At 71.1% G+C, this 21,255-nt stretch carries 20 protein-coding genes and 1 tRNA gene; 8 read left to right on the forward strand and 13 right to left on the reverse strand.

Going from position 1 to position 21,255, the window contains the following annotated elements; all coding sequences use genetic code 11:
- Positions 1–27: 27 nt before the first annotated feature.
- From PSH03_RS00060 to PSH03_RS00070, 3 genes are read right to left on the reverse strand one after another with little or no spacing between them, the layout of a single operon-like run.
- Positions 28–1,503 carry a PP2C family protein-serine/threonine phosphatase gene (locus PSH03_RS00060; RefSeq protein WP_210783087.1) on the reverse strand — a complete coding sequence of 492 codons (1,476 nt, stop codon included), beginning with the start codon at positions 1,501–1,503 and terminating at the stop codon, positions 28–30.
- Entirely contained in the window at positions 1,500–1,985 is a 486-nt protein-coding gene (locus PSH03_RS00065) for an FHA domain-containing protein FhaB/FipA (RefSeq protein ID WP_030487599.1), read from the reverse strand. Before PSH03_RS00065 ends, PSH03_RS00060 begins: the two co-directional genes overlap by 4 nt.
- Before the next feature lie 6 nt (positions 1,986–1,991).
- On the reverse strand, positions 1,992–2,780 hold the full coding sequence (locus tag PSH03_RS00070) for an FHA domain-containing protein (RefSeq protein ID WP_007454122.1): 789 nt from the start codon (positions 2,778–2,780) through the stop codon (positions 1,992–1,994).
- A gap of 206 nt (positions 2,781–2,986) precedes the next feature.
- Here PSH03_RS00070 and PSH03_RS00075 point away from each other — a divergent pair.
- The 3 genes from PSH03_RS00075 (at position 2,987) to PSH03_RS00085 (ending at position 5,055) form a co-directional block, all read left to right on the forward strand.
- Positions 2,987–3,072, forward strand: a tRNA-Leu gene (locus PSH03_RS00075).
- A 64-nt stretch (positions 3,073–3,136) separates the two neighbouring features.
- Positions 3,137–4,252, forward strand: a complete 1,116-nt coding sequence (locus PSH03_RS00080; protein WP_238687891.1) for an NAD-dependent epimerase/dehydratase family protein — start codon at positions 3,137–3,139, stop codon at positions 4,250–4,252.
- On the forward strand, positions 4,249–5,055 hold the full coding sequence (locus PSH03_RS00085; protein ID WP_210783091.1) for a WecB/TagA/CpsF family glycosyltransferase: 807 nt from the start codon (positions 4,249–4,251) through the stop codon (positions 5,053–5,055). The genes PSH03_RS00080 and PSH03_RS00085 overlap by 4 nt, the downstream gene beginning before the upstream one ends.
- Positions 5,056–5,121: 66 nt before the next feature.
- Here the strand turns inward: PSH03_RS00085 and PSH03_RS00090 are convergent, their stop codons facing one another.
- Positions 5,122–6,678, reverse strand: coding sequence for a S8 family peptidase (locus PSH03_RS00090; protein WP_210783093.1), 1,557 nt, complete (start codon positions 6,676–6,678; stop codon positions 5,122–5,124).
- 216 nt (positions 6,679–6,894) lie between these two features.
- Here PSH03_RS00090 and PSH03_RS00095 point away from each other — a divergent pair, with 216 nt between their 5' ends.
- Positions 6,895–7,494 (forward strand): hypothetical protein, encoded by a 600-nt coding sequence (locus PSH03_RS00095; protein WP_238687892.1) that lies wholly within the window; start codon positions 6,895–6,897, stop codon positions 7,492–7,494.
- Here the strand turns inward: PSH03_RS00095 and PSH03_RS00100 are convergent.
- The 3 genes from PSH03_RS00100 to PSH03_RS00110 all read right to left on the reverse strand — a co-directional run bounded on the left by PSH03_RS00100 (position 7,462) and on the right by PSH03_RS00110 (position 9,145).
- On the reverse strand, positions 7,462–7,860 hold the full coding sequence (locus tag PSH03_RS00100) for a hypothetical protein (protein WP_238687893.1): 399 nt from the start codon (positions 7,858–7,860) through the stop codon (positions 7,462–7,464). The two genes, PSH03_RS00095 and PSH03_RS00100, sit on opposite strands and share 33 nt — an antisense overlap.
- 212 nt (positions 7,861–8,072) lie before the next feature.
- Positions 8,073–8,294, reverse strand: coding sequence for a DUF397 domain-containing protein (locus tag PSH03_RS00105; protein ID WP_091396369.1), 222 nt, complete (start codon positions 8,292–8,294; stop codon positions 8,073–8,075).
- Positions 8,264–9,145 (reverse strand): helix-turn-helix domain-containing protein, encoded by an 882-nt coding sequence (locus PSH03_RS00110; RefSeq protein ID WP_091396372.1) that lies wholly within the window; start codon positions 9,143–9,145, stop codon positions 8,264–8,266. Before PSH03_RS00110 ends, PSH03_RS00105 begins: the two co-directional genes overlap by 31 nt.
- 630 nt (positions 9,146–9,775) lie before the next feature.
- Here PSH03_RS00110 and PSH03_RS00115 point away from each other — a divergent pair.
- Entirely contained in the window at positions 9,776–10,060 is a 285-nt protein-coding gene (locus PSH03_RS00115) for a hypothetical protein (RefSeq protein WP_091396374.1), read from the forward strand.
- A 104-nt stretch (positions 10,061–10,164) separates the two neighbouring features.
- Positions 10,165–10,620, forward strand: coding sequence for a hypothetical protein (locus tag PSH03_RS00120; protein WP_372494694.1), 456 nt, complete (start codon positions 10,165–10,167; stop codon positions 10,618–10,620).
- A gap of 7 nt (positions 10,621–10,627) precedes the next feature.
- Here the strand turns inward: PSH03_RS00120 and PSH03_RS00125 are convergent, their stop codons facing one another.
- Complete coding sequence (locus PSH03_RS00125; RefSeq protein WP_238687895.1) at positions 10,628–11,509, reverse strand: PASTA domain-containing protein; 882 nt, start codon at positions 11,507–11,509, stop codon at positions 10,628–10,630.
- A gap of 161 nt (positions 11,510–11,670) precedes the next feature.
- Positions 11,671–12,351 (reverse strand): PASTA domain-containing protein, encoded by a 681-nt coding sequence (locus PSH03_RS00130; RefSeq protein WP_210783103.1) that lies wholly within the window; start codon positions 12,349–12,351, stop codon positions 11,671–11,673.
- Positions 12,352–12,474: 123 nt separating this feature from the next.
- Here PSH03_RS00130 and PSH03_RS00135 point away from each other — a divergent pair, with 123 nt between their 5' ends.
- Entirely contained in the window at positions 12,475–13,899 is a 1,425-nt protein-coding gene (locus tag PSH03_RS00135) for a hypothetical protein (RefSeq protein WP_238687896.1), read from the forward strand.
- 136 nt (positions 13,900–14,035) lie between these two features.
- Here the strand turns inward: PSH03_RS00135 and PSH03_RS00140 are convergent, their stop codons facing one another.
- Both PSH03_RS00140 and PSH03_RS00145 read right to left on the reverse strand, forming a co-directional pair.
- Entirely contained in the window at positions 14,036–15,514 is a 1,479-nt protein-coding gene (locus PSH03_RS00140; protein WP_210782184.1) for a glutamate-cysteine ligase family protein, read from the reverse strand.
- Positions 15,515–15,827: 313 nt separating this feature from the next.
- Positions 15,828–16,409 (reverse strand): YceI family protein, encoded by a 582-nt coding sequence (locus tag PSH03_RS00145; protein ID WP_210782182.1) that lies wholly within the window; start codon positions 16,407–16,409, stop codon positions 15,828–15,830.
- 99 nt (positions 16,410–16,508) lie between these two features.
- Here PSH03_RS00145 and PSH03_RS00150 point away from each other — a divergent pair, with 99 nt between their 5' ends.
- Positions 16,509–17,027 carry a MarR family winged helix-turn-helix transcriptional regulator gene (locus PSH03_RS00150; RefSeq protein WP_210782180.1) on the forward strand — a complete coding sequence of 173 codons (519 nt, stop codon included), beginning with the start codon at positions 16,509–16,511 and terminating at the stop codon, positions 17,025–17,027.
- 228 nt (positions 17,028–17,255) lie between these two features.
- Here PSH03_RS00150 and PSH03_RS00155 read toward each other — a convergent pair whose 3' ends face one another.
- Together PSH03_RS00155 and PSH03_RS00160 are read right to left on the reverse strand one after the other, a co-directional pair.
- On the reverse strand, positions 17,256–19,910 hold the full coding sequence (locus PSH03_RS00155; protein WP_210782178.1) for an ATP-binding protein: 2,655 nt from the start codon (positions 19,908–19,910) through the stop codon (positions 17,256–17,258).
- Positions 19,911–20,043: 133 nt separating this feature from the next.
- On the reverse strand, positions 20,044–21,192 hold the full coding sequence (locus PSH03_RS00160) for an acyl-CoA dehydrogenase family protein (protein WP_210782176.1): 1,149 nt from the start codon (positions 21,190–21,192) through the stop codon (positions 20,044–20,046).
- Positions 21,193–21,255: the final 63 nt, after the last annotated feature.

A 21,255-nucleotide genomic window follows, 5' to 3' on the forward strand; every position in this document is an offset into this window, starting at 1 on the left:
TGGAGTCCTCAGGATCTCAGCCGACGCTCACTCAGGAGACCGGCAGCCGGCCGTGTCGAGCGCCGGCGTGGCCGAGTCGGAGGGCGTGACGTCGGGTGTGGTGGTCGCGCCGGCCCCACCGAGAGCGGTGGTGGCACCGACGGTCGGGCTTGCGCTGACAACCCCGTTGGGGGTCGGCGACGCGTTGGCGCTCGGGCTGCCGTTCGGGGTCGGCGTCGAACCGATCGGGGTGGGCGTCGGCGTCGGCGTGGTGACCCCGGCGGCGGTCGGGTCGAGCGGGCAGAGCGGCTTCAGGTTGGGGTTGCTCGGCGTGTCGCTGGTCAGCTCGGCGAGCTGACGCTCGGCGTCCGGCTCACTCTTGGCCCGGATGCCGACCTTGACGGTGTCCTGTGCGGCGACAGTGAGGTCGTCCAGGCGGGTGCCGCTGCGGCGGTGCACGCTGGACAGGTCCATCCCGGCGATCTGACCCTGGACACCGCGGAAGACGGCAACCTGGCCCTCTTCGGTGGCTCCCACGTAGTACTGCCGTTGGGTGTACGTCCAACCACCGAACGCCGCACCGCCGACGATCACCAGCAGGGCCAGCGCCATGGCGGCGGTCCGGACCGGGCGTCGCTTCGGCCGGTCGGCGTCATCGTCGGAGGCCGCCGGTTCCTCGGGCGCGGCCGGACGCGGCGCGGAGAGCGCCGAGGCTCGGGCGGCCGGAGTCGAGTCGTCGGCGGAGGTCGCCATGCCGCGGTCCCGGGCGGCGGCGCCGCCCACGATCGGGGTTGCCTCGACGATGTCCTGGTCCGTGGCGTCGGCGATGATCACCGTGATGTTGTCCGGCCCACCGCCACGCAGCGCGAGCTGCACCAGCCGCTCGACGCACTGCTGCGGGTCGGTGTACTCCCGCAGGGTCTCGCCGATGGTTTCGGCGCTGACCACACCCGAGAGGCCGTCGCTGCAGATCAGGTACCGGTCGCCGGGCATGACCTGGCGGACCGAGTATTCCGGGTCGATGTCCCGACCGTCGAGGGCGCGGGTGAGCAGCGACCGCTGCGGGTGACTGCTCGCCTCCTCGGCGCTGATGCGGCCTTCGTCGACCAGCATCTGAACGTAGGTGTCGTCCTTGGTGATCTGCGCGAACTCGCCCTTGCGCAGCAGGTAGGCCCGCGAGTCGCCAATGTGGACCATCCCCAGCTTGCTGCCGGTGAAGAGGGTCGCCGTCAGCGTGGTACCCATCCCCTCCAGTTGCGGGTTGGCGTCCACCGTGTCGCGGAGTTGTTGGTTGGCGGTGCCCACGGCCGAACGCAACGCATCGACGAGAGCGTCCCCCGGGACGTCCTCGTCGAGCGGCGCCATGGCACCGATGACGATGTTGCTGGCGACGTCACCGGCGGCCATACCGCCCATGCCGTCGGCAACGGCGAGTAACCGCGGCCCGGCGTAGACGGAGTCTTGATTGCCGTCTCGGATCAGACCGCGGTCGCTGTGGGCCGCATAGCGCAGGGTCAGAGTCATGGCCGTAATTCGAGGGAAGTGCGGCCGATCCGGATCGGCACGCCGAGGGGGACGGGGGTTGGTCCGGAGACCTTAGCGCGATCGAGGTACGTGCCGTTAGTCGAGCCGAGGTCCTCGACGTACCACTGCCCCTCACGCGGCACGAGCCGGGCGTGTCGCGCGGAGGCGTAGTCGTCGGTGATGACCAGGGTGGAGTCCTCAGCTCGACCAATGGTGATCTGCGCTTCACCGAGAGTGATTTTGGTGCCGGCCAGCTGACCGGCCGTCACCACCAGTTGGTGCGCCGCTCTGCCCCGTTTCACCTTCGCCGGCTTGGCCGCCTGCCCCGTCGAGGCGCCCACCGCGCGTGGTGCGGCCACCAGACGACCGGACCGGGCGCCCGCGAAGAGGTCCCGGCGGATCACGCCGACCACAGTGAACACGAAGATCCACAGCAGGATCAGGAACCCGAACCGGGCAACGGTGATGACCAGTTCCGGCAAGGCGGGTCAGCCGTCCACGCGGAAGGTCAGCGTCGTCGTCCCGAGCTGGACCATGTCACCGGGGTTGAGCGCGACGGCGGAGACCCGCTGCCCGTTCACCATGGTGCCGTTGGTCGAACCCAGGTCGGTCAACACGACCTGGCCGCCGTCGAAATCCAGCCGGGCGTGTCGCCGGGAGATGCCGACGTCGGGCAGACGCAGGTTGGCCTGGTCGCCGCGACCGATCACCGTCGACCCCATCTGGAGGGGATAGGTGCGACCGTCGCCGGAGACCAGCCGCACGTTGCGACCGCCACCGTGCCCGGGCGGCGGGCCGTAGCCACCGCCCTGGTCGTACGCGGGGTAGGCGGGCGGGCCGGCGTCGTAGCCGGGCGCCGACACCGGGGCGACCTCGCCGCCGGTGTAGACCTCGGCCGTGACACGGAACATGCCCGTGTCCAGACCCTCGCCTCGCTCGATCTCGACGATCACGTCGCCGTAGACCGTCCACGCCTGCTCGCCGATGAATTCCGCCTGCGACTGGGCCAACTCCTGGGCCAGCGCGGCGGCGTACGGCGCCAGCCGACTGTGGTCGAACGGCGAGAGATCGATCACGTAGCGGTTGGGCACCAACGTGCGCCCACCGGCCAGGATCGCCTTGTGCGCCTCGGCCTCCCGCTGCATGGCGTTGAGGATCTCCACGGGGTGGACCACCCCTTTGAAGACCTTGGCGAAGGCCCCTTCGACCAGGCCTTCCAGACGCTTCTCGAAGCGTTGCAGCACGCTCACCGGCTCCTCCTCGGGTCCCGAGGACATGATGGTATCCGGCCGGCGCGCGCGCAGCTCACACGCCGCTCGGCCGGCTGCTCTCGACCCGTTCGGAAGGGCCGCGACTGTCGTGCTAATCTTTCGTCCGCCACGAACGGTAATCGCTCGTGGCGAGCGTCAGGGACAGCGTAGTATTCCCGAGGCCCGTTGGAGACAGCGGGGCCGGGCGGCTAGAGTGTTCCGGGTTGTGCCACGGGGATGTGGCGGAATGGCAGACGCGCACGGTTCAGGTCCGTGTGCCCGAAAGGGCGTGGGGGTTCAACTCCCCCCATCCCCACCACCGACGAGGGCTCCGCTTCATGCGGGGCCCTTCCGTCATATCGGGGCGTGCTGGACGTCACGCTATGCTCCGATGGATTCTGCCTCCGATGGACCAGGAGTGGCGTGTGAGTGTCGCGTTGGTGACAGGGTCGGGTGGTCTGATCGGCTCCGAGGCGGTCCGGCATTTCGCCGGCCTCGGTCTGGATGTCGTCGGCATCGACAACGACATGCGCCGGTACTTCTTCGGCGAGGACGGCTCCACCTCGTGGAGCCTGGAACGGCTCGGCCGTGACCTGGGTAGCGCGTACACCCACTTCGCGGTGGACATCCGGGACCGGGACGGCCTGGAGCAGGTGTTCAAGAAGTACGGCTCGGACATCGCCGTGGTGATCCACAGCGCCGCCCAGCCGAGCCATGACTGGGCAGCCAAGGAGCCGTACACGGACTTCGACGTGAACGCCGGCGGCACGCTCAACATCCTGGAGAACACCCGCCGGCACGCGATCGACGCGCCGTTCATCCACTGCTCGACGAACAAGGTGTACGGCGACCGGCCCAACAGCCTGCCGCTCATCGAGCTGGAGACCCGGTACGAGCTGCCCGAGGACCACCGCTGGTACCAGGGCATCACCGAAGAGATGTCGATCGACCACTCGCTGCACTCGGTCTTCGGCGCCTCCAAGGTCGCCGCGGACGTGATGGTCCAGGAGTACGGGCGCTACTTCGACATGAAGACCGCCTGCTTCCGGGGCGGCACGCTGACCGGCCCGGCGCACTCAGCGGCCGAGCTGCACGGGTTCCTGGCCTATCTGATGCGCTGCGTCATGGAGGGCCGGACGTACAACCTCTTCGGCTACAAGGGCAAGATGGTGCGGGACGCGATCCACTCGCACGACGTGCTGACCGCGTTCGAGGCGTTCTTCCGGGCCCCGCGATCCGCGGAGGTCTACAACCTCGGTGGCGGCCGGCACTCCAACACCTCGCACATCGAGGCGTTCCGGATCGCGGAGGAGATCACCGGCCGCGAGGCGCGGATCAACTACGTCGAGCAGAACCGCACCGGCGACCACCAGTGGTACGTCAGCAGCATGGCCCGGTTCGAGGCGCAGTATCCGGACTGGAAGATCACTTACGACGTGCCGATGATCCTGCGGGAAATCTACGAGGCCAACGTGGACAAGTGGGTGGCCCAGCCATGACCGCCCGGACGAAGCGCAACGTGCTCGGCGTCCTGGTCGACGCCACCGACTACGCCACGGCGACCGACGCGGTGGTGACCGCGGCACACGAGCGGCGTTCCCTCGCGCTGACCGCGTTGGCCGTGCACGGTGTGATGACCGGGGTGCTCGACCCGGCGCACAACGCGCGGCTCAACTCCTTCGACGTGGTCACGCCGGACGGGCAGCCGGTGCGGTGGGCACTCAACCTGCTGCACCACGCCGGGCTCAGCGACCGGGTGTACGGGCCGACCCTGACCCTGCACGTGCTGTCGCGCTTCGCTGACGAGGGGCTACCGGTCTACCTGTACGGCTCGACCGAGGAGACTCTCGCCCGGTTGATCCCGGCTCTGGAGCGGATGTTCCCAGCTCTGAAGATCGCCGGGGTGGAGCCGTCCAAGTTCCGTGCCGTCCAGCCCGGTGAGGACGCCGAGATCGCCGACCGGATCCGGTCCAGTGGCGCCCGGTTGGTGCTGGTCGGGCTCGGCTGCCCGCGCCAGGAGGTCTTCGCGTACGCCATGCGGCCGCTGCTCGACATGCCGCTGATGGCGGTCGGCGCGGCCTTCGACTACCACGCCGGGCTGCTGCGCCAGCCCCCGCCGTGGATGCAGCGCGTCGGTCTTGAGTGGTTCTGGCGCCTCGGTCTGGAGCCGAAGCGGCTCTGGCGCCGCTACGTCATCCTCAACCCGGTCTACCTGAGCCGGCTCGCCGCGCAGAAGATCGGCCTGTGGAAGGCCCGCCCGCCGGCCCCGGCCACCGAGCGGCCGGCCACCTTCTCGGTCTGAGCCCGATCCGTACGACGCGAGGCCCCACCCGGCGTGCCGGGTGGGGCCTCGGTCGTCACAGACCGGTCAGACGGTCAGGGTCCAGGTGTTGATGTAGCCGGTGTCGACCGAGTAGGTGTCCCGCACCTGGAGTCGCCAGATGCCGTCGGCGGCCTCACCGGACACGTTGACCGAGTACGTGGCGTTCACGTTGTCGGCGCTGTCCGAGGTGCTGCTGTTCTTCAGCCGGTACGAGCTGCCGTCCGGGGCGAGCAGGTCGATGACCAGGTCACCGCGGTAGGTGTGCACGATGTTCACCGCGACGGTGGAGGTCGAGGAGGCGTTGCGACCGCAGCCGGAGATGGTGATCGAGCTGGTCACCGCCGAGCCGGCGTCCGGGATCGACACGTCGGTGCCGTTGGTGCCGGTGCAGCCGGTGGGCGGCGGCGGGGTGCTGCCGGTGCCGACGTAGAGCAGCAGGTTCGGTGAGCCTGAGCCGGGGTTGCTCACCACGTTGGGGGTGGCGTTGGCCACCAGTTGGTTGCGGACCTGAGCCGGGGTCCAGCTCGGGTTGGCGCTGGCCACCAGGGCCGCCGCTCCGACCACGTGCGGGGTGGCCATCGAGGTGCCGCTGATCGTGTTGGTGGCGGTGTTGCTGTTGTACCAGGCCGAGGTGATCGACGAGCCGGGCGCGAAGATGTCCAGGCAGGTGCCGACGTTGGAGAACGACGACCGGGCGTCCGAGCTGGTCGTCGAGCCCACCGTGATGGCCTCCGTGGTACGCGCCGGCGAGGTGTTGCAGGCGTTGGCGCCGTTGTCGTTGCCGGCCGCCAGGCCGTACGTGACACCCGAGGCGATCGAGTTGCGGACGGCGTTGTCCAGTGAGCTGTTCGCGCCGCCGCCGAGGCTCATGTTCGCCACCGCCGGCTTGATCGCGTTCGCGGTGACCCAGTCGACGCCGCCGATCACACCGGCGTTGGTGCCACTGCCGGAGCAGTTCAGCACCCGTACGCCGACGAGCTGGACGGCCTTGGCCACCCCGTACGCGGACCCGCCGACGGTGCCGGCCACGTGCGTGCCGTGCCCGTTGCAGTCGTCGGCCGACCCGCCGTCCACCGCGTCGTAGCCGGAGGTGGCCCGGCCGCCGAAGTCGTTGTGGGAGAACCGGATGCCGGTGTCGATGATGTAGGCGTGCACGTTGCTCGCCGTGTTCGGGTAGGTGTAGGAGTTGTCCAACGGCCGGTTGCGCTGGTCGATCCGGTCGAGGCCCCAGGAGGGCGGGTTGGCCTGCGTGCCGGAGATCGAGACGGTGTGGTTCTGCTCGACGTACGCCACCGCCGGGTCGGCGGCGATCCGCGCCGCCGCGCTCGCGTTCACATTGGCCTCGAAGCCGCGCAGCGCCGCGCCGTAGGTGCGGGCCACAGTGCCGCCGTGGCGGCCGGAGAGCCGCTTCGCGGTGTCGCCGACCCGGTCCCGGGCAACGGCGCTGTCCTTGAGTACGACGATGTAGCTGTCCGGCACGGCGGTGGCTCCGCCGGCGGCCCGAACCACACCCACGGGTTCGGCGGCCAGGGCTGGGGTGCCGACGGCCAGCACGGTCGCCGCGGCCACCCCGATCAGTACGGACCTTCGTGGAAGACCCATCTCCTACCTCCCTCTGACCGGCAGTGGAACGTGACCACCGGTCCCAACATCAATCGACACTCGCCGATCTAGCTGAGGGTAAGTCAGCCGTCGGTCAGTTGAACATGTCGAAACGGCCATACCTTCGAGTGATGACCCCCTACGGACCCGGCGTCCGGGGCGAACGGGGGACGCGCCCGGATTCGCCTCGCCAGGATTCGGGAAAGACTCTCGAGCATGGAGAGTCAGCTCACCATCCTGCTCCCGGTCGCCGCCGTCTGGCTGGCCGCCGGCGTCGTTGCCGACGGCCTTCCCCGGCTGCGCAACACCCGCATGCTGCGTCGGCGTACCGGATGGTTGCTGGTGCTGGCCCTCACCGGCGTGGCGCTCACCGCGACCGTGCTCGGCGGCGGGCTGCTCAGCGCCGGCACCTCGCCGGTCGACCGGGCCGCCGCCGGGCTCACCCTGGCCGCCGGCCCGGCGCTCGTGGCGACGGTCTGCTCGGTACGACGGATCCGCCGGCTGTGGGCCGGTGCGGGCGCGTTCGCCAGCGCCCCCGCCACCCCCGCGCCGCACGGGCTGCGCGCCGCCGCAGCCCACCCGCTCGTCGGGCTGCCACTACAGGTCACCGCCCTGGCCACGGTGCCGGCGTTGATCGCCGCCACCGGCTCCGACCTCGGAGCCGACCCCGGCGTCACCGGGCCTGCGATCACAGTGGGCGCGCTCGCGGTGATCGCCATCGGGGTCCGGCACGCGCTACGCCACAACCGCTTCGCGGAGCGGGCCCAGCCCGCCGTCGCAGGGTCAACGCGGGCGGCTGGCGCTCTGCACGTATAGCAGTTCCAGGATCGACCTGGTGGCCTCGAACCAGCGGTCCAGCCAATCCTGCGAGGGCACGGTGCCCTTCGGCGGCAACTCCATCAGCAGACCACGCAGCAACGGATGGTCCGCCAGGGACTCGGGCGGCTGCATCGGCCAGCCCGCCGGCGGGAACGACGGCTCGATCAGCGGGTTCGGGTCCAGCGAGGGCAGCGAGAGCGGAGGATCCGTCGTCTCGGAGGCACCCTCCCGCCCGCTCAACTCCTGGTCGGTCGAGACCACCTCGGTCAGAACCGTGTCCCGACGGGCGCCGCGGTACTTGCCACCGAACCGCTCCGGCTTCGCCGGACCGGTGGTGAGGTTTTCTGAACCGATCGTCGTCATCCGTCTCGCCTACTCGCTCGGTTGCGGGTCGGTGCGGCGGGTCGTCGACCAGCGCCGTACCGACCGGTTCAACGAGACGGGGACGCTCTGGCGACGGGAATCCCGACGGAACCTCGTCGACCCCGCCGCGACGCGACAGTCAGCCGCGCCCACCGCGGACACGGCAGAGTCCCCGTCCGGCGAACCGGACGGGGACTCCATTGACCAGTCGGTCAGACCGCGCCGAACACACCACCCCGGGTGCCGGCAACGAAGGAGTGCCAGTCACCCGGTGCGAAGACCAGGGCGGGGCCCGCCTTGTCCTTCGAGTCCCGCACTCCGACCGCCCCCGTCACGTACGCCACCTCCACGCAGTTGTCACAGTTCGGCCCGCTCTTCGAGCTCTTGAACCATGCTGCCTGCGTCAGGTCCACGGGGAACCCTTTGGTCGCCATTTCCACAACGGCTCCTCTGCCAGTTTTGCGATGTGTGCGACGGACTCCTCCGGACGTATGGCCGCAGCGCGGATGTGATCGAAGATGAAGCTGTACTTCTGTAGTTCGTCGCTCTTCTCGAGGAAAAGCCCACCCGTGGCGTTCTCCGCGTACACAACATCCGGATCACCGGGCTCAGGGAAGCTGAGGATCGTGAACGTGCCGTCCATGCCGGCATGCGCACCCACCTCGAAGGGCAGGATTTGCAGCGTCACGTTCGGCAACTCGGCCACCTCGACCAACCGCTTGAGTTGACCGCGCATCACCTCGTCCCCGCCCACCGGCCGACTTACCACCGCCTCATCGAGCACCACCCACAGATCGACCGGATCGTCCTGGGTCAATAACGACTGACGACCCAAACGGACACGCACTCTTTGATGCACCTGATCGGCGGTGAAGTCCGGCCGAGCGGCACGGATCATGGCCCCGGCGTACTCCTCGGTCTCCAGAAGACCCGGAACGACCTGCTGTTCGTACGCCCGGATCGAACTCGCCGCCGCCTCCAGCCCGACGTACGCGCCGACGAGCACCGTGCTGTAAGGGTGCCACCAGCCCTTTTGGCGGGCTTCCCGGGCGATCTGCACGAGCTCGTCGCTCTCGGCGCCGACGACGCCGTAGATCCGCAGCATGTCCCGCACGTCGCGTGGGGTGGCCGTGGTGTGCCCGGTCTCGATCCGGGAGACCTTCGACGCCGAGCACTCCAACTGTTCGGCGACCACCTCGATGGTGATCCCGGCGGACTCCCGCTGGCGGCGCAGCTCGGCCCCGAGCCGCCGCCGTCTGATGGTAGGACTGCGCCGCTCACTCATCGTGCAACCCGTGACCGTGAGTCACTGGTCCCCGCCGCTGGCTGCTCGACCCCACTCGGGCTACCTCCGGTAACGCGCCACTGGTGACACCCGCCGGGGGCGCGACCGTCGACCGGCGAGCGTTCGCGACGAAGGGGTGGTGCCGGTCCTCGGCCGGCCGCGACGGGCGAAACCGGCCCCCAGTCTGCCGCCCGGACGCGGATGGCTTCAATAGGCCTTTCGCGCGACACGCTCACGTATCGGCAAAAGTCGACGTGCAACTTGCATGAAGCACGTCCCTGATGCACTCTGTCCGTATGGCACGGATCACTCAGCGTCTCCGTTCGGTCCCTCGGAGTGGTGACCCCACCGCTTCGGGGAAGCCGGGCACGGCGCGGGCCCGGCCGACGACAACGCGACCTGCTCCGGGGTAAGGACCCCGCCGCTGCAAGCCGGCAAGCTGCGGCGGCGGGCGCGGTTCCCGGAAGCAACCGGGTGGTGGTCGGGTGGCGGCACGTCACCAGCGGGGTACGGCCCGACCACCGCCATCCGCACCACCGGTTCACGAGGCACGACCCCGTCACCGGCCGAGACGTCCCCCGTTCAGGCACCGCCGGCGCAACCGCCGGCCGATCCTCCCCAGGAGCCCATGTGCTTCCCCGCACCGGTGACGTACTGCACGTGACACGCGCGGCGAGTGTCCAGTTCCTCAGGCCGATCAAGTTCCGGGTGATCCGGGTGCTCGACTGGCCGACCTATGACGGCTGGCTCTGGCTCGACGGCTACGAGTTGAACGCCGCGGGCGACGCGGTCACCCGACGGTCGATCTTCGTCCAGCGGGAAGGGCTGCAGCAACTGCAGGCCGCCCCCGAACCCCGTCCGCACACAGTGCGGGCCCGCCGCCCGGTCGCGCGTACCCCGCTCCGGGTGGGCTGACCGACCCGAACCGCCGCCGGTGGGCGTGCCGCCGCCATAGAATCGGTACGCCCACCCCGGCACCGTTCCACCCGCTCGTCCAGGACCCTGACCCTGGGATGGTCATGGTCAATCAGCCCGCCCTGCGGCGGCACCACCGCTCCCGTATCGCCTGTGCCTTCGGACTCCTCGCCCTCCTCGGGGCGATGGCGACACTCCTGGTCCTCGTCCGCGACCCGGCGATGTCGTCCACCCGGCTGACCGCACCGGTGCCCGCACCGGAGATCACCGTGCTCGACTCCGACCCACCGACCGGCGACGGCCAGTCGGTCTACGAGGAACCTGGCTGGATCGACACCGGCACCCCGGCCGACCGCGCTGGTGGTGCCGACCCGACCGGGCCGGTGTCCGGCCTTGGTGCCGGCGGCCAGTCCGACGGCCCCCAGGAACTCACCGAAGCCGCTCCGGCCGGACACAGCGCCACGGACATCCGCCGCTCCCTCTTCTGGTCCGGCATCTTCGGCCTCGCCATCTCCCTGGCCGGCATCGGTCTCGTCGGCACCCGCCGCCGGATGTGGTGACCAGCGGTCACGGCGTGTTCGTCACAGTAGTGCTCGGCGTGGTCGGGCTCGCCCCGGTCGGCGGCTCGGCCTGCGAGATGATCAACAACACCTCGTCGTCGGTCGACACCGACGTGCCCGCCTCCGGCTCGGTGCCCACCACCGTCCCGGGTGGCAGTTCCGACGGGCGGTACACCACCCGGTAGGCCAGGCCGAGCCGAGCCAACAGCCCCTCGGCGGTGGCCTGCGGCAGGCCGGCGAGCGGTGGCACCGGCAGCTCGTCCGGCGCGTCAGTGGTCGGCGAACTGCTCGGCGACTCACTGGTGGGCGCCGCCGACGTGGCGGCTGCACTGGTCGGCGGGGTGCTGGGGGCACTGGTCGGTGGCGGGGACGGCGTGGGCCCCGGATCGTCGCGGTCGTCCTCCTGCTGGCCACGCACCAACCAGAGCGCGCCCCCGAGCAGGGCCGCGAGCAACAGCGCCAGTACGCCCCAGAGGATCGGCAACCACCACCGCCGACCGCCCTGCTCCTCGACGTACCACTCACCGCCGGGGTCATCCGGTCGGGGCGAGCGCACCTCGGCCCGACCGGACCAGGCTGGCGGTATCGGCGCCGTCCGGTCGGCCGGCGGACCCGGCCCGGTGCCGGCGGACCTGTCGATCGGCATGGTCTGGTCGGGCGACAGGTCGGGACGAGCCGGGACAGTCCGGTCGATCGGTGCCGTCTCGTCCGGGTCGGCGGCGGCTGGCGTCGGCTGCGTCGGCTCAGGGCCGTCGACGGCGGGGCCGGGCGGGGCCGGACGGTCGGCGGCGGGCCCGGTCGGGGCCGGCCGGTCAGCGGCGGAGGGCAGGGGCCGGGTCCGGTCGTCGTCGTGCTCGCCGGCGGGCGGCTCCTGGCGGTCGTCGCTCATCGCACGTCCTTTCCCGAACCCGGACGGGCGTCATGGCCCTCGACCGCCAACCTAGTCGCCCACACCGCCATGGGTGGGGATCAGCGTGCCGAGCCGCGCCGGCTGTCGGCGGGACAGAACGGCGGGTACGGGCCGGGAGGCTCGAACCCGCCGGCCCGGAATCAGGGCGTGGGTTTCGTGGTCGGCTGGCCGTCGGAGCCACACCAGATGCTGACCTGGTCGTTCCACCGGGCCGGGCCGTCCTCGGCGGGCTCCTGCCGGCTGACCTTCCCAGTACGTCCGCTGAGGTAGCGCGGGTAGAGGCCCTCGTCGACCAACTCGTCGGCGGCGTCGGCGCAACTCTTGCCGACCACGTCCGGCACCTCGGCGGCCGGCGCCGGCCCGGCGACCTGTAGCTGCACCGTCGTCCCCCGGGCGACCTCGGTGCCCACGTCCGGTGTGGTGCTCTCGACCGTACGGCCGACCCCGCCACCGAAGACCAGCCGCCAACCCAGCCGTTGCTTGCGCAGCGTGTCCCGGGCCTGCTCGAAGTCGGTGCCGATCACCGGCGGCACGGTCAGGCCGGCCCCCTTGGTCGAGGTGGCGGAGGTCTGGACCGCCGACGGTGTGGGCCGGCCGCTGCTCGGTCGGGGTGCGGTGGCCCGGGTGGTCGACGCGCCAGCCGTGGTCGCAACGGCCAGCGGGTCACCAGAGGGTGCGTCGTCCTCGCCGGCCAGCAACCAGCCGCCGGTCGCGCCCACGGCGGCGAGCAGGACCGCCGCCAACCCACCACCGAGCACGACGCTGGCCCGGCCCGCACCGCCACCGGCGGCATTCTGCTGGCCCGTGTTCGTGTCCGTCATTACGCCCACCGCCTCATCACCGGCGACCGTACCGCCCGCCGCCCAATCCGCCCGCACCGGCGGTCCACACCGGCGGGTCTTTGCGACTCGCCGCGCCGACGACGGGACGTTACGCTGCCCGGCATGGCCAGACAGGGCTGGGGAGTGTCGATCGCGACGGCAATCGGGGTCGCTGCCGGCGCAGGTGCCGCACAACTGGGCTTCGGCTACGGGCTCGGCGTCATCACCTGGACGCCCACCGATGCCGGTGCGACCGATACAGCCTGGGCGGACGGCCTCGCCTGGGCCACCTGGCTCGCCGCCAGCTCGACGGTCCTCGGCGCGGTCTGCGCGCAGCGGCTGCACCAACGGAGCGCCCCGGCGAAGACCGTGACCTCTCCGGAAACGTCGCCCGACGGTGTTGCCGGCCACGAGGGCCAGCAGCTCGACGACCGTAGGCCGGAGCACGAGAGCCAGGTCGACGGGCCTTCACCGGCCGTCGACACCGGCCGGCCTGAGGTGGCGGGCACGCCACCACCGGTCGCCGAGCCGCCGGTCCACGACCGAGGTGGCCTGCTGCGCCGGGTGGCCCTGGCGCTTGGCGCCGGGCTGGGCGGGCTGGTCACGGTGCTGCTGATCGCGGTACCCGCGCGGGTCGCGACCGGCGCGGACACCGGCGCTCCGCAACGGACGGCCGCCGTACAGGCGACGCTGGGCATCCTGATCGGCGTCCTCGTCGCGATCTGGGCGCTTCGCTCCCGAGCCGCCGCGGTCAACGTGACAGCGACGGCCGCCTGGCTCTGGCTGCTCGCGGTGATCTCCGTGATCGACGGGGTACGCGTCGGACGAGGGCTGACCGGCGCGCAACTCGGCACCTGGCAGTTCGACCCGGACCACGCCCGGTACTGGATCGGGGGCCAGCTCTACTGGCCCGGTGCGCTGCTGGCACTGGTGCCCGCGCTGCTGATCGGCGTACTGGCCGCCCGGCGGTCCGCCCGTTCGGGCGGGCACCGCGTGTGTGCGGCGGCCTCCGGCGCGGCGGGCCCGGTGCTCGTCGCGCTCGCCTACCTGACCACCCTGCCGCACTGGTCGACGCTGGGCCCCGCACAGCTGTCCACCCAGCTGATCGCCCCGTACGCGGTGATCGCCGGTATCGGCGGCTCGGTGCTGGCCGCCCGCCTCGGCGAGCGAGGCGAACGGCACCGCCCGGCCCAACAGAGCCGTTCGGCCGAGCCGAGTGCGGTCGCTCGGGACACGGTGGCCGACCCGGCCCCGGTCGCCGAGACCGAGCCCGCGCCGGCAGTTCCCGGCCCGACGGCCGCAACCTCAGCCTCGACGGCCGGAACCGCAGCGCGGCGCAGGAGGGCCGACGCCCCAGCGCAGACGCCCCGGACGGGCTCGCTGCCGGGCGACGTCACCACCGCGCCGCAGGTTCCCGCCCCGCGTACGGACCCGGACCTCGCCGATCCGGCCGGTCGTCCCACCGAAGCAACAGCGGCAGCGGACCTCACCGCCACCAGCCGGCGCACCCGAGCAGCCCGCCGCCCCACCCGCCCCACCACCGACTAGCCCCCACCCCACCCCCAACCCACCCTGGCCCCCCGAACCAACCTGTTGATCATGAAGTTATTGCCACCTCACTCGGCGTGTCATGGCAATAACTTCATGATCAACGCGTTCGGGGTGGGGGTTTGGGTGGGTGGGGTCAGGTGGTTGGCCAGGTGTGGACGGGTTGGTTGGTGCGCTGGAGTTCGGCGTAGCGCTGGACCATGTGGTGTAGCGCGGCCGTCCGGTCCATGCCCTGGTGCCGCTCCGCCGCCCAGACCGCCTCGGTCTGCCAGACGGCGCCGTTGCGGCCGGTACGGCAGCGCTGCTCGATGATGCCGAGCAGCCGGTCCCGCTGCGCCGGGGCGACACCGAAACCGTCCAGGCCGGTGGCGGCGGTGGGCAGCAGCTGGTCCAGGACCAGCTTGGTGACCGGCACGTCGCCGAGCCCGGGCCAGTGCAGCACGGCGTCGAGGCCACGTCGGGCGGCGGCGTGGAAGTTCTCCTCGGCGGAGCTGAAGGTGAGTTGACTCCAGATCGGTCGGTCGGCCTCGGCCAGACCGCGTACCAGCCCGAAGTAGAAGGCCGCGTTGGCCAGCATGTCCACCACGGTCGGACCGGCCGGCAGCACCCGGTTCTCCACCCGCAGGTGGGGACGGTCGTTCATGATGTCGTAGACCGGACGGTTCCAGCGGTAGACGGTGCCGTTGTGCAACCGCAGCTCCCCGAGCTGTGGCACACCACCGGCGTGCAGGACCTCCACCGGGTCCTCGTCCTCGCAGATCGGCAGCAGCGGCGGGAAGTACCGGACGTTCTCCTCGAACAGGTCGAAGATCGAGGTGATCCACCGTTCGCCGAACCACACCCGCGGCCGTACGCCCTGGGCCTTCAGCTCGTCCGGGCGGGTGTCGGTGGCCTGCTGGAACAACGCGATCCGCGTTTCGGCCCACAGTTGGCGGCCGTACAGGAAGGGGCTGTTCGCCCCGACCGCCACCTGCACGCCGGCGATGGCCTGGGACGCGTTCCAGTAGTCGGCGAAGCTGTCCGGGGCGACCTGGAGGTGGAACTGGAGGCTCGTGCAGGCGGCCTCGGGGGCGATCGAGTCGGTGTGCGTGCGCAACTGCTCGACGCCGCGAATGTCCAGCTCGATGTCCTCGCCCCGGGCGCCGACGATCTGGTCGTTGAGCACCCGGTAACGCTCGTTGGTGGAGAGGTTGTCCTCGACCAGGTGCCCCTCGGTGAGGGTGGGCAGGATGCCGACCAGGACGATCTTCGCGTCGGACCTGGCGGCGCGCTCGTCGGCCCGGGAGAGGCTGCCGCGCAGGTCGTGCTCGTAGTCGGCGAAGCCGGTGCCCTCGATCAGTCGGGGCTCGGCGTTGAGCTCCAGGTTGAACTGCCCCAACTCGGTCTGGAAGAGGGGGTCCGCGATGTCGGCGAGGATCTCCTCGTTGCGCATCGCCGGCTCGGCGGCCGAGTCGACCAGGTTGAGTTCGATCTCCAGGCCGGTCATCGGCCGGTCGGCGTCGAAGCCGAAGTCGTCAAGCATCAGGGCGAAGACGTCCAGGCACCGCCGCACCTTCTGCCGATATCGGACGCGATCATCCCGGGTGAAGGCGCCCTCTGAGACGTCCCTGCCCATGTGTCCTCCCGACGGCCGGCGCGGTCGGGATCATGCCGTCCCGGAAGCGCTTTGTGAAGCATCCACGGTAAGAGCGCCCACCTGACCGGGGCCAGAGGCCGACGGCAGTGATGCGACGTCGACCGGGAGGACGCGCTCGTGGCGCCATCTGTACCCCGTCGTCGACCGACTGGACCCGATTGCGGTGCGAACAACCCGTGACAATTACCACCAGCGGGAACGACGCAGGGCCCGCGCCGACGTGCGGCGCGGGCCCTGCGTACCGGATCGCCGGGAGGATTCCCCCACCTGACCCTCCGGCGATCCCTGGGGATCAGGCCTGACGGACGGCCTCGCCCTCGATCTCGATCTTGATCTTGCGGCTGACCAGCACGCCCCCGGTCTCCAGGGCGACGTTCCAGGTCAGGCCGAACTCCTCGCGGTCGATCTCGGTGCTCGCGGAGAAGCCGAAGATGTCCTGGCCGAACGGGCTGCGGCCGACACCCTCGAACTCCACCTCCAGCTCGACCGGGCGGGTGACGTCCTTGATGGTCAGCTCACCGGTGAGCACGAACTCGCTGCCGCGACGGGACTTGACCCCGGTGCTGCGGAACTCGAGCGTCGGGAACTTCTCGGCGTCCAGGAACTCGGGGCTGCGCAGGTGAGCGTCCCGGTCGGCCTGGGTGGTGTCGACGCTGGCGGCCTGAATGGTGGCGACGACCGACGACTGCAGCGGGTCCTCGGCGACGGTGATGGTGGCGGTGGCCTCGTTGAACTCACCGCGAACCTTGCTCACCATCATGTGCCGGGCAACGAAGCCGACCCGCTTGTGCGCCACGTCGAGCGCGTAGGTGCCGGCCGCCGGGATGGTGAGGCTGTCCCAGTCGCGGGTAACCGCATCGATGCTGCTGGTCATGGTGCTGTCCTCCAGGAGATTGTTTAGTAGCCCAACGACTGCTTGAGCAACTATAACTGTTGCAACATTCCCCGTGTCAAGCACTGGTATGATGAACGGGTGACCAACGTCTTCGACGATCCCCGGATCACCGCCGTCGGCCTGCTCTTCGAGGCACACGCCGGGCTGTCAGCCCGGTTCAACGCCCAACTCGAGGAACACGGCCTCTCCGCGGTCGAGTTCGAGGTCATCACCCGACTGGCCCGCTCGCCGGGCAACCAACTACGCATGACCGACCTCGCCGCACAGACCTCCCTGTCGACCAGCGGAGTGACCCGGGTGGTCGACCGGATGGAGCGCGACGGGTTGCTCACCCGCCGGGCCTGCCCGAACGACCGACGCAGCTCGTACGCGGTGGTCACCGCCGCCGGGATGCAACGTCTGAACGAGACGCTGCCCGGGCATCTGCAGATGATCGAGCAGTGGTTCACCGGGCAGCTCGACCCCGATGCGCTGGCGGCCCTCCTCGACGGGTTGCGGCGGGTCCGCGACGCCGCGCATCCGTGCGCCACCGCAGGCAGTGACGACGTCAGCCCGGAGCAGGTCGCCGCCACCGACAACGCCACCCGACGGCACTGATCAGCACCCGCCGTCGGGCGGCGGCAGCGGCAGAAAGACCGGCAGAACTGACCCAGCCAAGCTGGAGGATTCGGTCCAAGCCGACTTTCTGCCACCGCATCGGTGGCAGGCTTCCTGCACCGGGGATCACCGGGGGGTGACGGCGCGGGCGATCAGCGAGGGGTAGCACCAAGGGGGCTCTTCGTCCGCGCCACTCTCCCGTCGCGATCGACTCGGAGAAAGCGCAGGCTACCGAGCCGGTCCGCCCCGGGCGGCGATCAGCGCGTAGAGCAGGCCCGACTCCTGCGGCAACAGCCGGATGCCGCCCTCCACACAGACCCGGTCCAGTCGATCGAGCACCGACGGGTCCGCGGTGCTCGCAGCCAGCCCGACCAGCGCCTCCACCACGTCGCGGCGATCCTGCCCCGCATGGTCGGCGGCGGCCGCGAACCACTCGGCAGCCAACTCCCGGTCGCCCCGGTGCAGCGCCAGGTTCCCCTCGATCAGCGCACAGAGCCCGGCCTCCGGGCCACCCCAGGCCAGCGCCGCGTCGTCCGAGCGCGGTCGCGGGACGGCCGGCCGCGCCGGCAGGGCCTCCATGCCCCCGGCGCGCAACTCGGTCAGCACCTCGGTCGCCTCCGCGGCCCGCCCGTCCTGGGCGAGCGCCAGCCCGACGGTCCCGAGTACCCGACGGCGACGCCCGGGATCACCCAGCTCGGACAGGGCCGCGATCGCCCGCCGGCCACGATCGATGGCGTCCGCGTACCAGCCCTCCAGTCGGGCGACCTCGGCTCGATTGGCCCAGCCCAGCACCCGCAGTCGCTGCTCCCCACTCTCGGCGGCGAGTCGGTCCACCGCGGCGAGCCGGCGGCGGGCCGCGGCCAGATCGCCCGCGCGGATCTCGTGCCAGGCGAGGCTGTTCTGGGCCACCGCCAGGTCCCGGGTCCGCCCGTTGCGGGCTGCCAACCGCAGCAGCGCCTCGGCCTGCTCGCGAGCCTCGTCCTGCCGCCCCACGGAGATCAGCAGGGTGCCGAGCACGTTTCGCGCCTCCAACTCCCCCGTGACGTCGCCGGCCTGCCGGAAGGTGTCCAACGCCGCACGGGCCGTCGACAACTCCTCGGCACCCGCGCCGTGCTCCGTCGCCAGCCGGGCGACCCCGAGTGCGGCCCAGCCACGCAGAAGAGGATCGGCGTCGGCGGTCCGCGGGTCCGCCAGCAGCCGCCGCAGCCACTGCCGCCCGGCGACGTCGCGTCCGCGGAACCGCCACCAGCGGGTCAGACAGGCCGCCAGCCGTAGCGCTGTCAACGGGTCGTCGGTAGCCGCGTGGGCCAACGACGAGCTGATGTCACTGCTCATCTCGTCCAGCCGGTGCACCGCGTCGGGTAGCCGTGGGCCGATCAGGTCGCTGGCGGTACGGGCCACCAGGCGCGCGATGACCTCCGCGTGTCGACGCCGGATACAGGTCAGCTCACCTCCACCGGCCGCCTGCTCGACGGCGTAGTCACGGACCGCGTCGAGCAGCCGGAACCGGAACGACCCGGTGCCGCGTACGCTCAGCAGCCCCAACTCGACGAAGCGGTCCAACAGTGGAACCGGGTCGATCGCCACCGCGCCGTCCCGGTCGGCCTCGTCGGCGAGCATCTCCTCGGCCAACTCGACCGACCACCGGTTACCGAAGACGGCCAGCTGCCGCAGCGCGGCCTGCTCGTCCGACGCCAACAGGCGGTAGCTGAACGCCACCGCGTCCCGCAGGGTGACGGCGACCGAGGCCGCCGCACGGGTGTCGGGTCCGCTCGTCCGACTGCCGAGAGCCTCCGGTGCGTCCCAGGCCGGGTGGGCGGACGCGTCGGCGGGAGTGGCCAGGTCGAGCACCCGGTCGCCGTACCGGTCGAGCAGTTCGGTGAGGTCGAGGAGACGGCCCCGGGCGGCCATCAGCTCGATGGCCAACGGCAGCCCGCCCAACCGGCGCACCAACGCGGCGAGCGCGGGCAGCTCGACGGGGGTGGGTGGCTCACGGCGGACCTGGGCGAGCCGGGCGGTGAACAACGCGACCGCCGGCCACGATTCGAGTCCGGAGTGCTCGGCCTCCGGTGGTGGCACGTCGAGCGGCGCGACCGGCCAGACCCGCTCGCCTGGCAACCCGACCGGGTGTCGCCCGGTGACCAGCACCCGCAGCGAGGGCAGTGCGCCGAGCAACCGGTGCACTGTCGCGGCCACCGGGCCCGGGGCGCGCTCCACCGCGTCCATCACCAGCAGCGTCGGCCGCCCGGCGAGCAACGCCACGAGTTCGGGCAGGCGCGCCACGCCGAGCACTGACATCGATGCGGCGAGCACGTCCGGACCGTCCGCGCCCTCGCCCACCAGCACCCCGGCGACACCGGCCGGGTGGGCGGCGGCCACCAGGTGCGCCACCGACGTCGCCAGGGCGGTCTTGCCGACGCCGGCCAACCCGACGAGGCTCACCAACCGGGGCCCTCGCTCCGCGGTCAGCATCCCGGCCAGCTCGGTGAGGTCGCGCTCCCGGCCGATCAACGCGACCGGCGGCGGGAGCGCGACCGACGGGTCGGCGGGTGCGGCCGCCGACGTGGCGTTGCCGCCGACCGCGAACGCCGTCGAGGTGGCGTCCGGCGAGGCCGCTTCGGCACCGGCACCGCGGGCCGCGGCCAGGAACACCGCCCGGCTGGTGCCGGTCAGCGCCAGCGCCCCGGCGAGCAGCTCGACAGTGGTGCGTTGTGGGCGGATCGACCGGCCACGCTCCAGGTCACGCACCGTCCGCACACCCACCCCGGCCCGGGACGCCAGCTCGGCCTGGGTGAGGCCGGCGGCGCGTCGATGCCCGCGGAGCAGCTCCGGCAGAGTGGTACGTCCGGCCGGGCTCCGCGACCAGTCATGATCCGGAGTCATGGGCACGAAGAGTACGGATGGACTCCGACCGTCGGCAGTCGAACGTCGGGCTACTGACGCCCGCTCGCCGAAATCCGACAGCCGTACGGACAGTCCGTCCGGGACGACCGGCCGATCAGTTCGGCTGGGCCACTCAGAGGCCCAGATCCCGAGCGATGATCATGCGCTGCACCTCACTCGTGCCCTCGCCGATCTCCAGGATCTTGGAGTCTCGCCAGAACCGGGCCACCGGGTACTCGTTCATGAAGCCGTACCCGCCGTGGATCTGGGTGGCCTCCCGGGCATTGTCCACAGCGATCGTGCTGGCGTGCAGTTTGGCGATGGCCGCCTGCCGCTTGAACGGCTCGCCGGCCAGCATCCGTGCGGCGGCGTCGTAGTACGCCAGGCGAGCGGTGTGTGCCTTCAGCTCCATGTCGGCGATCTTGAACTGGATGGCCTGGTTGGCGCCGATCGGCTGGCCGAAGGCGTGCCGCTCCTTCGCATACTTGATCGACTCGTCGACACAGCCCTGCGCGAGGCCGACGGCGAGCGCGGCGATGGCGATCCGGCCCTCGTCGAGGATCCGCAGGAACTGCGCGAAACCCCGACCCCGGGCGCCCAGCAGGTTGGCGGCCGGCACCCGGCAGTCGTCGAAGGTCAGCTCGTGGGTGTCCGAGGCGGTCCAGCCCACCTTGGAATATCCGGGCGCGACGGCGAACCCGGGCGTGCCGGTCGGCACGATGATCGCCGACAACTCCTTGGAGCCGTCCGGGTTCGTGCCGGTCACCGCTGTGACAGTGACCATGGCCGTGATGTCGGTCCCCGAGTTGGTGATGAACGCCTTCGACCCGTTGATCACCCACTCGTCGCCGTCCAGCACCGCCCGGGTCTGCGTGCCGGCGGCGTCCGAGCCGGTGCCCGGCTCGGTGAGACCGAAGCCGGCCAGCGCCTCGCCGCTGAGCAGCCGGGGCAGCCAGGTCGCCTTCTGCTCCTCGGTGCCGAAACGGTAGATCGGCATCGCGCCCAGTGAGACCGCCGCCTCCAACGTGATGGCCACGCTGGAATCGACCCGGGCCAACTCCTCCAGGGCCAGGCAGAGCGCGAAGTAGTCGCCGCCCATGCCGCCGTGCTCCTCGGCGAAGGGCAGACCGAACAGGCCCATCTTGCCCATCTGCCGGATCACCTCGTAGGGGAAGGTGTGCTGCTCGTAGTGCTCGGCGATGACCGGGGCGATCACCTCGCGGGCGAATTCCCGCACGCTCTCGCGCAGCGCCGCTTGTTCGTCGGTGAGCCGGAAGTCCATCTCATCCTCCTGTAAGGACGGTCCGCCTCGGCGCTCGTGACGCCGGGGGCGGGTCGCTGTGCG

The organism is Micromonospora salmantinae, assembly GCF_022230905.1.
Lineage (GTDB): Bacteria > Actinomycetota > Actinomycetes > Mycobacteriales > Micromonosporaceae > Micromonospora > Micromonospora salmantinae.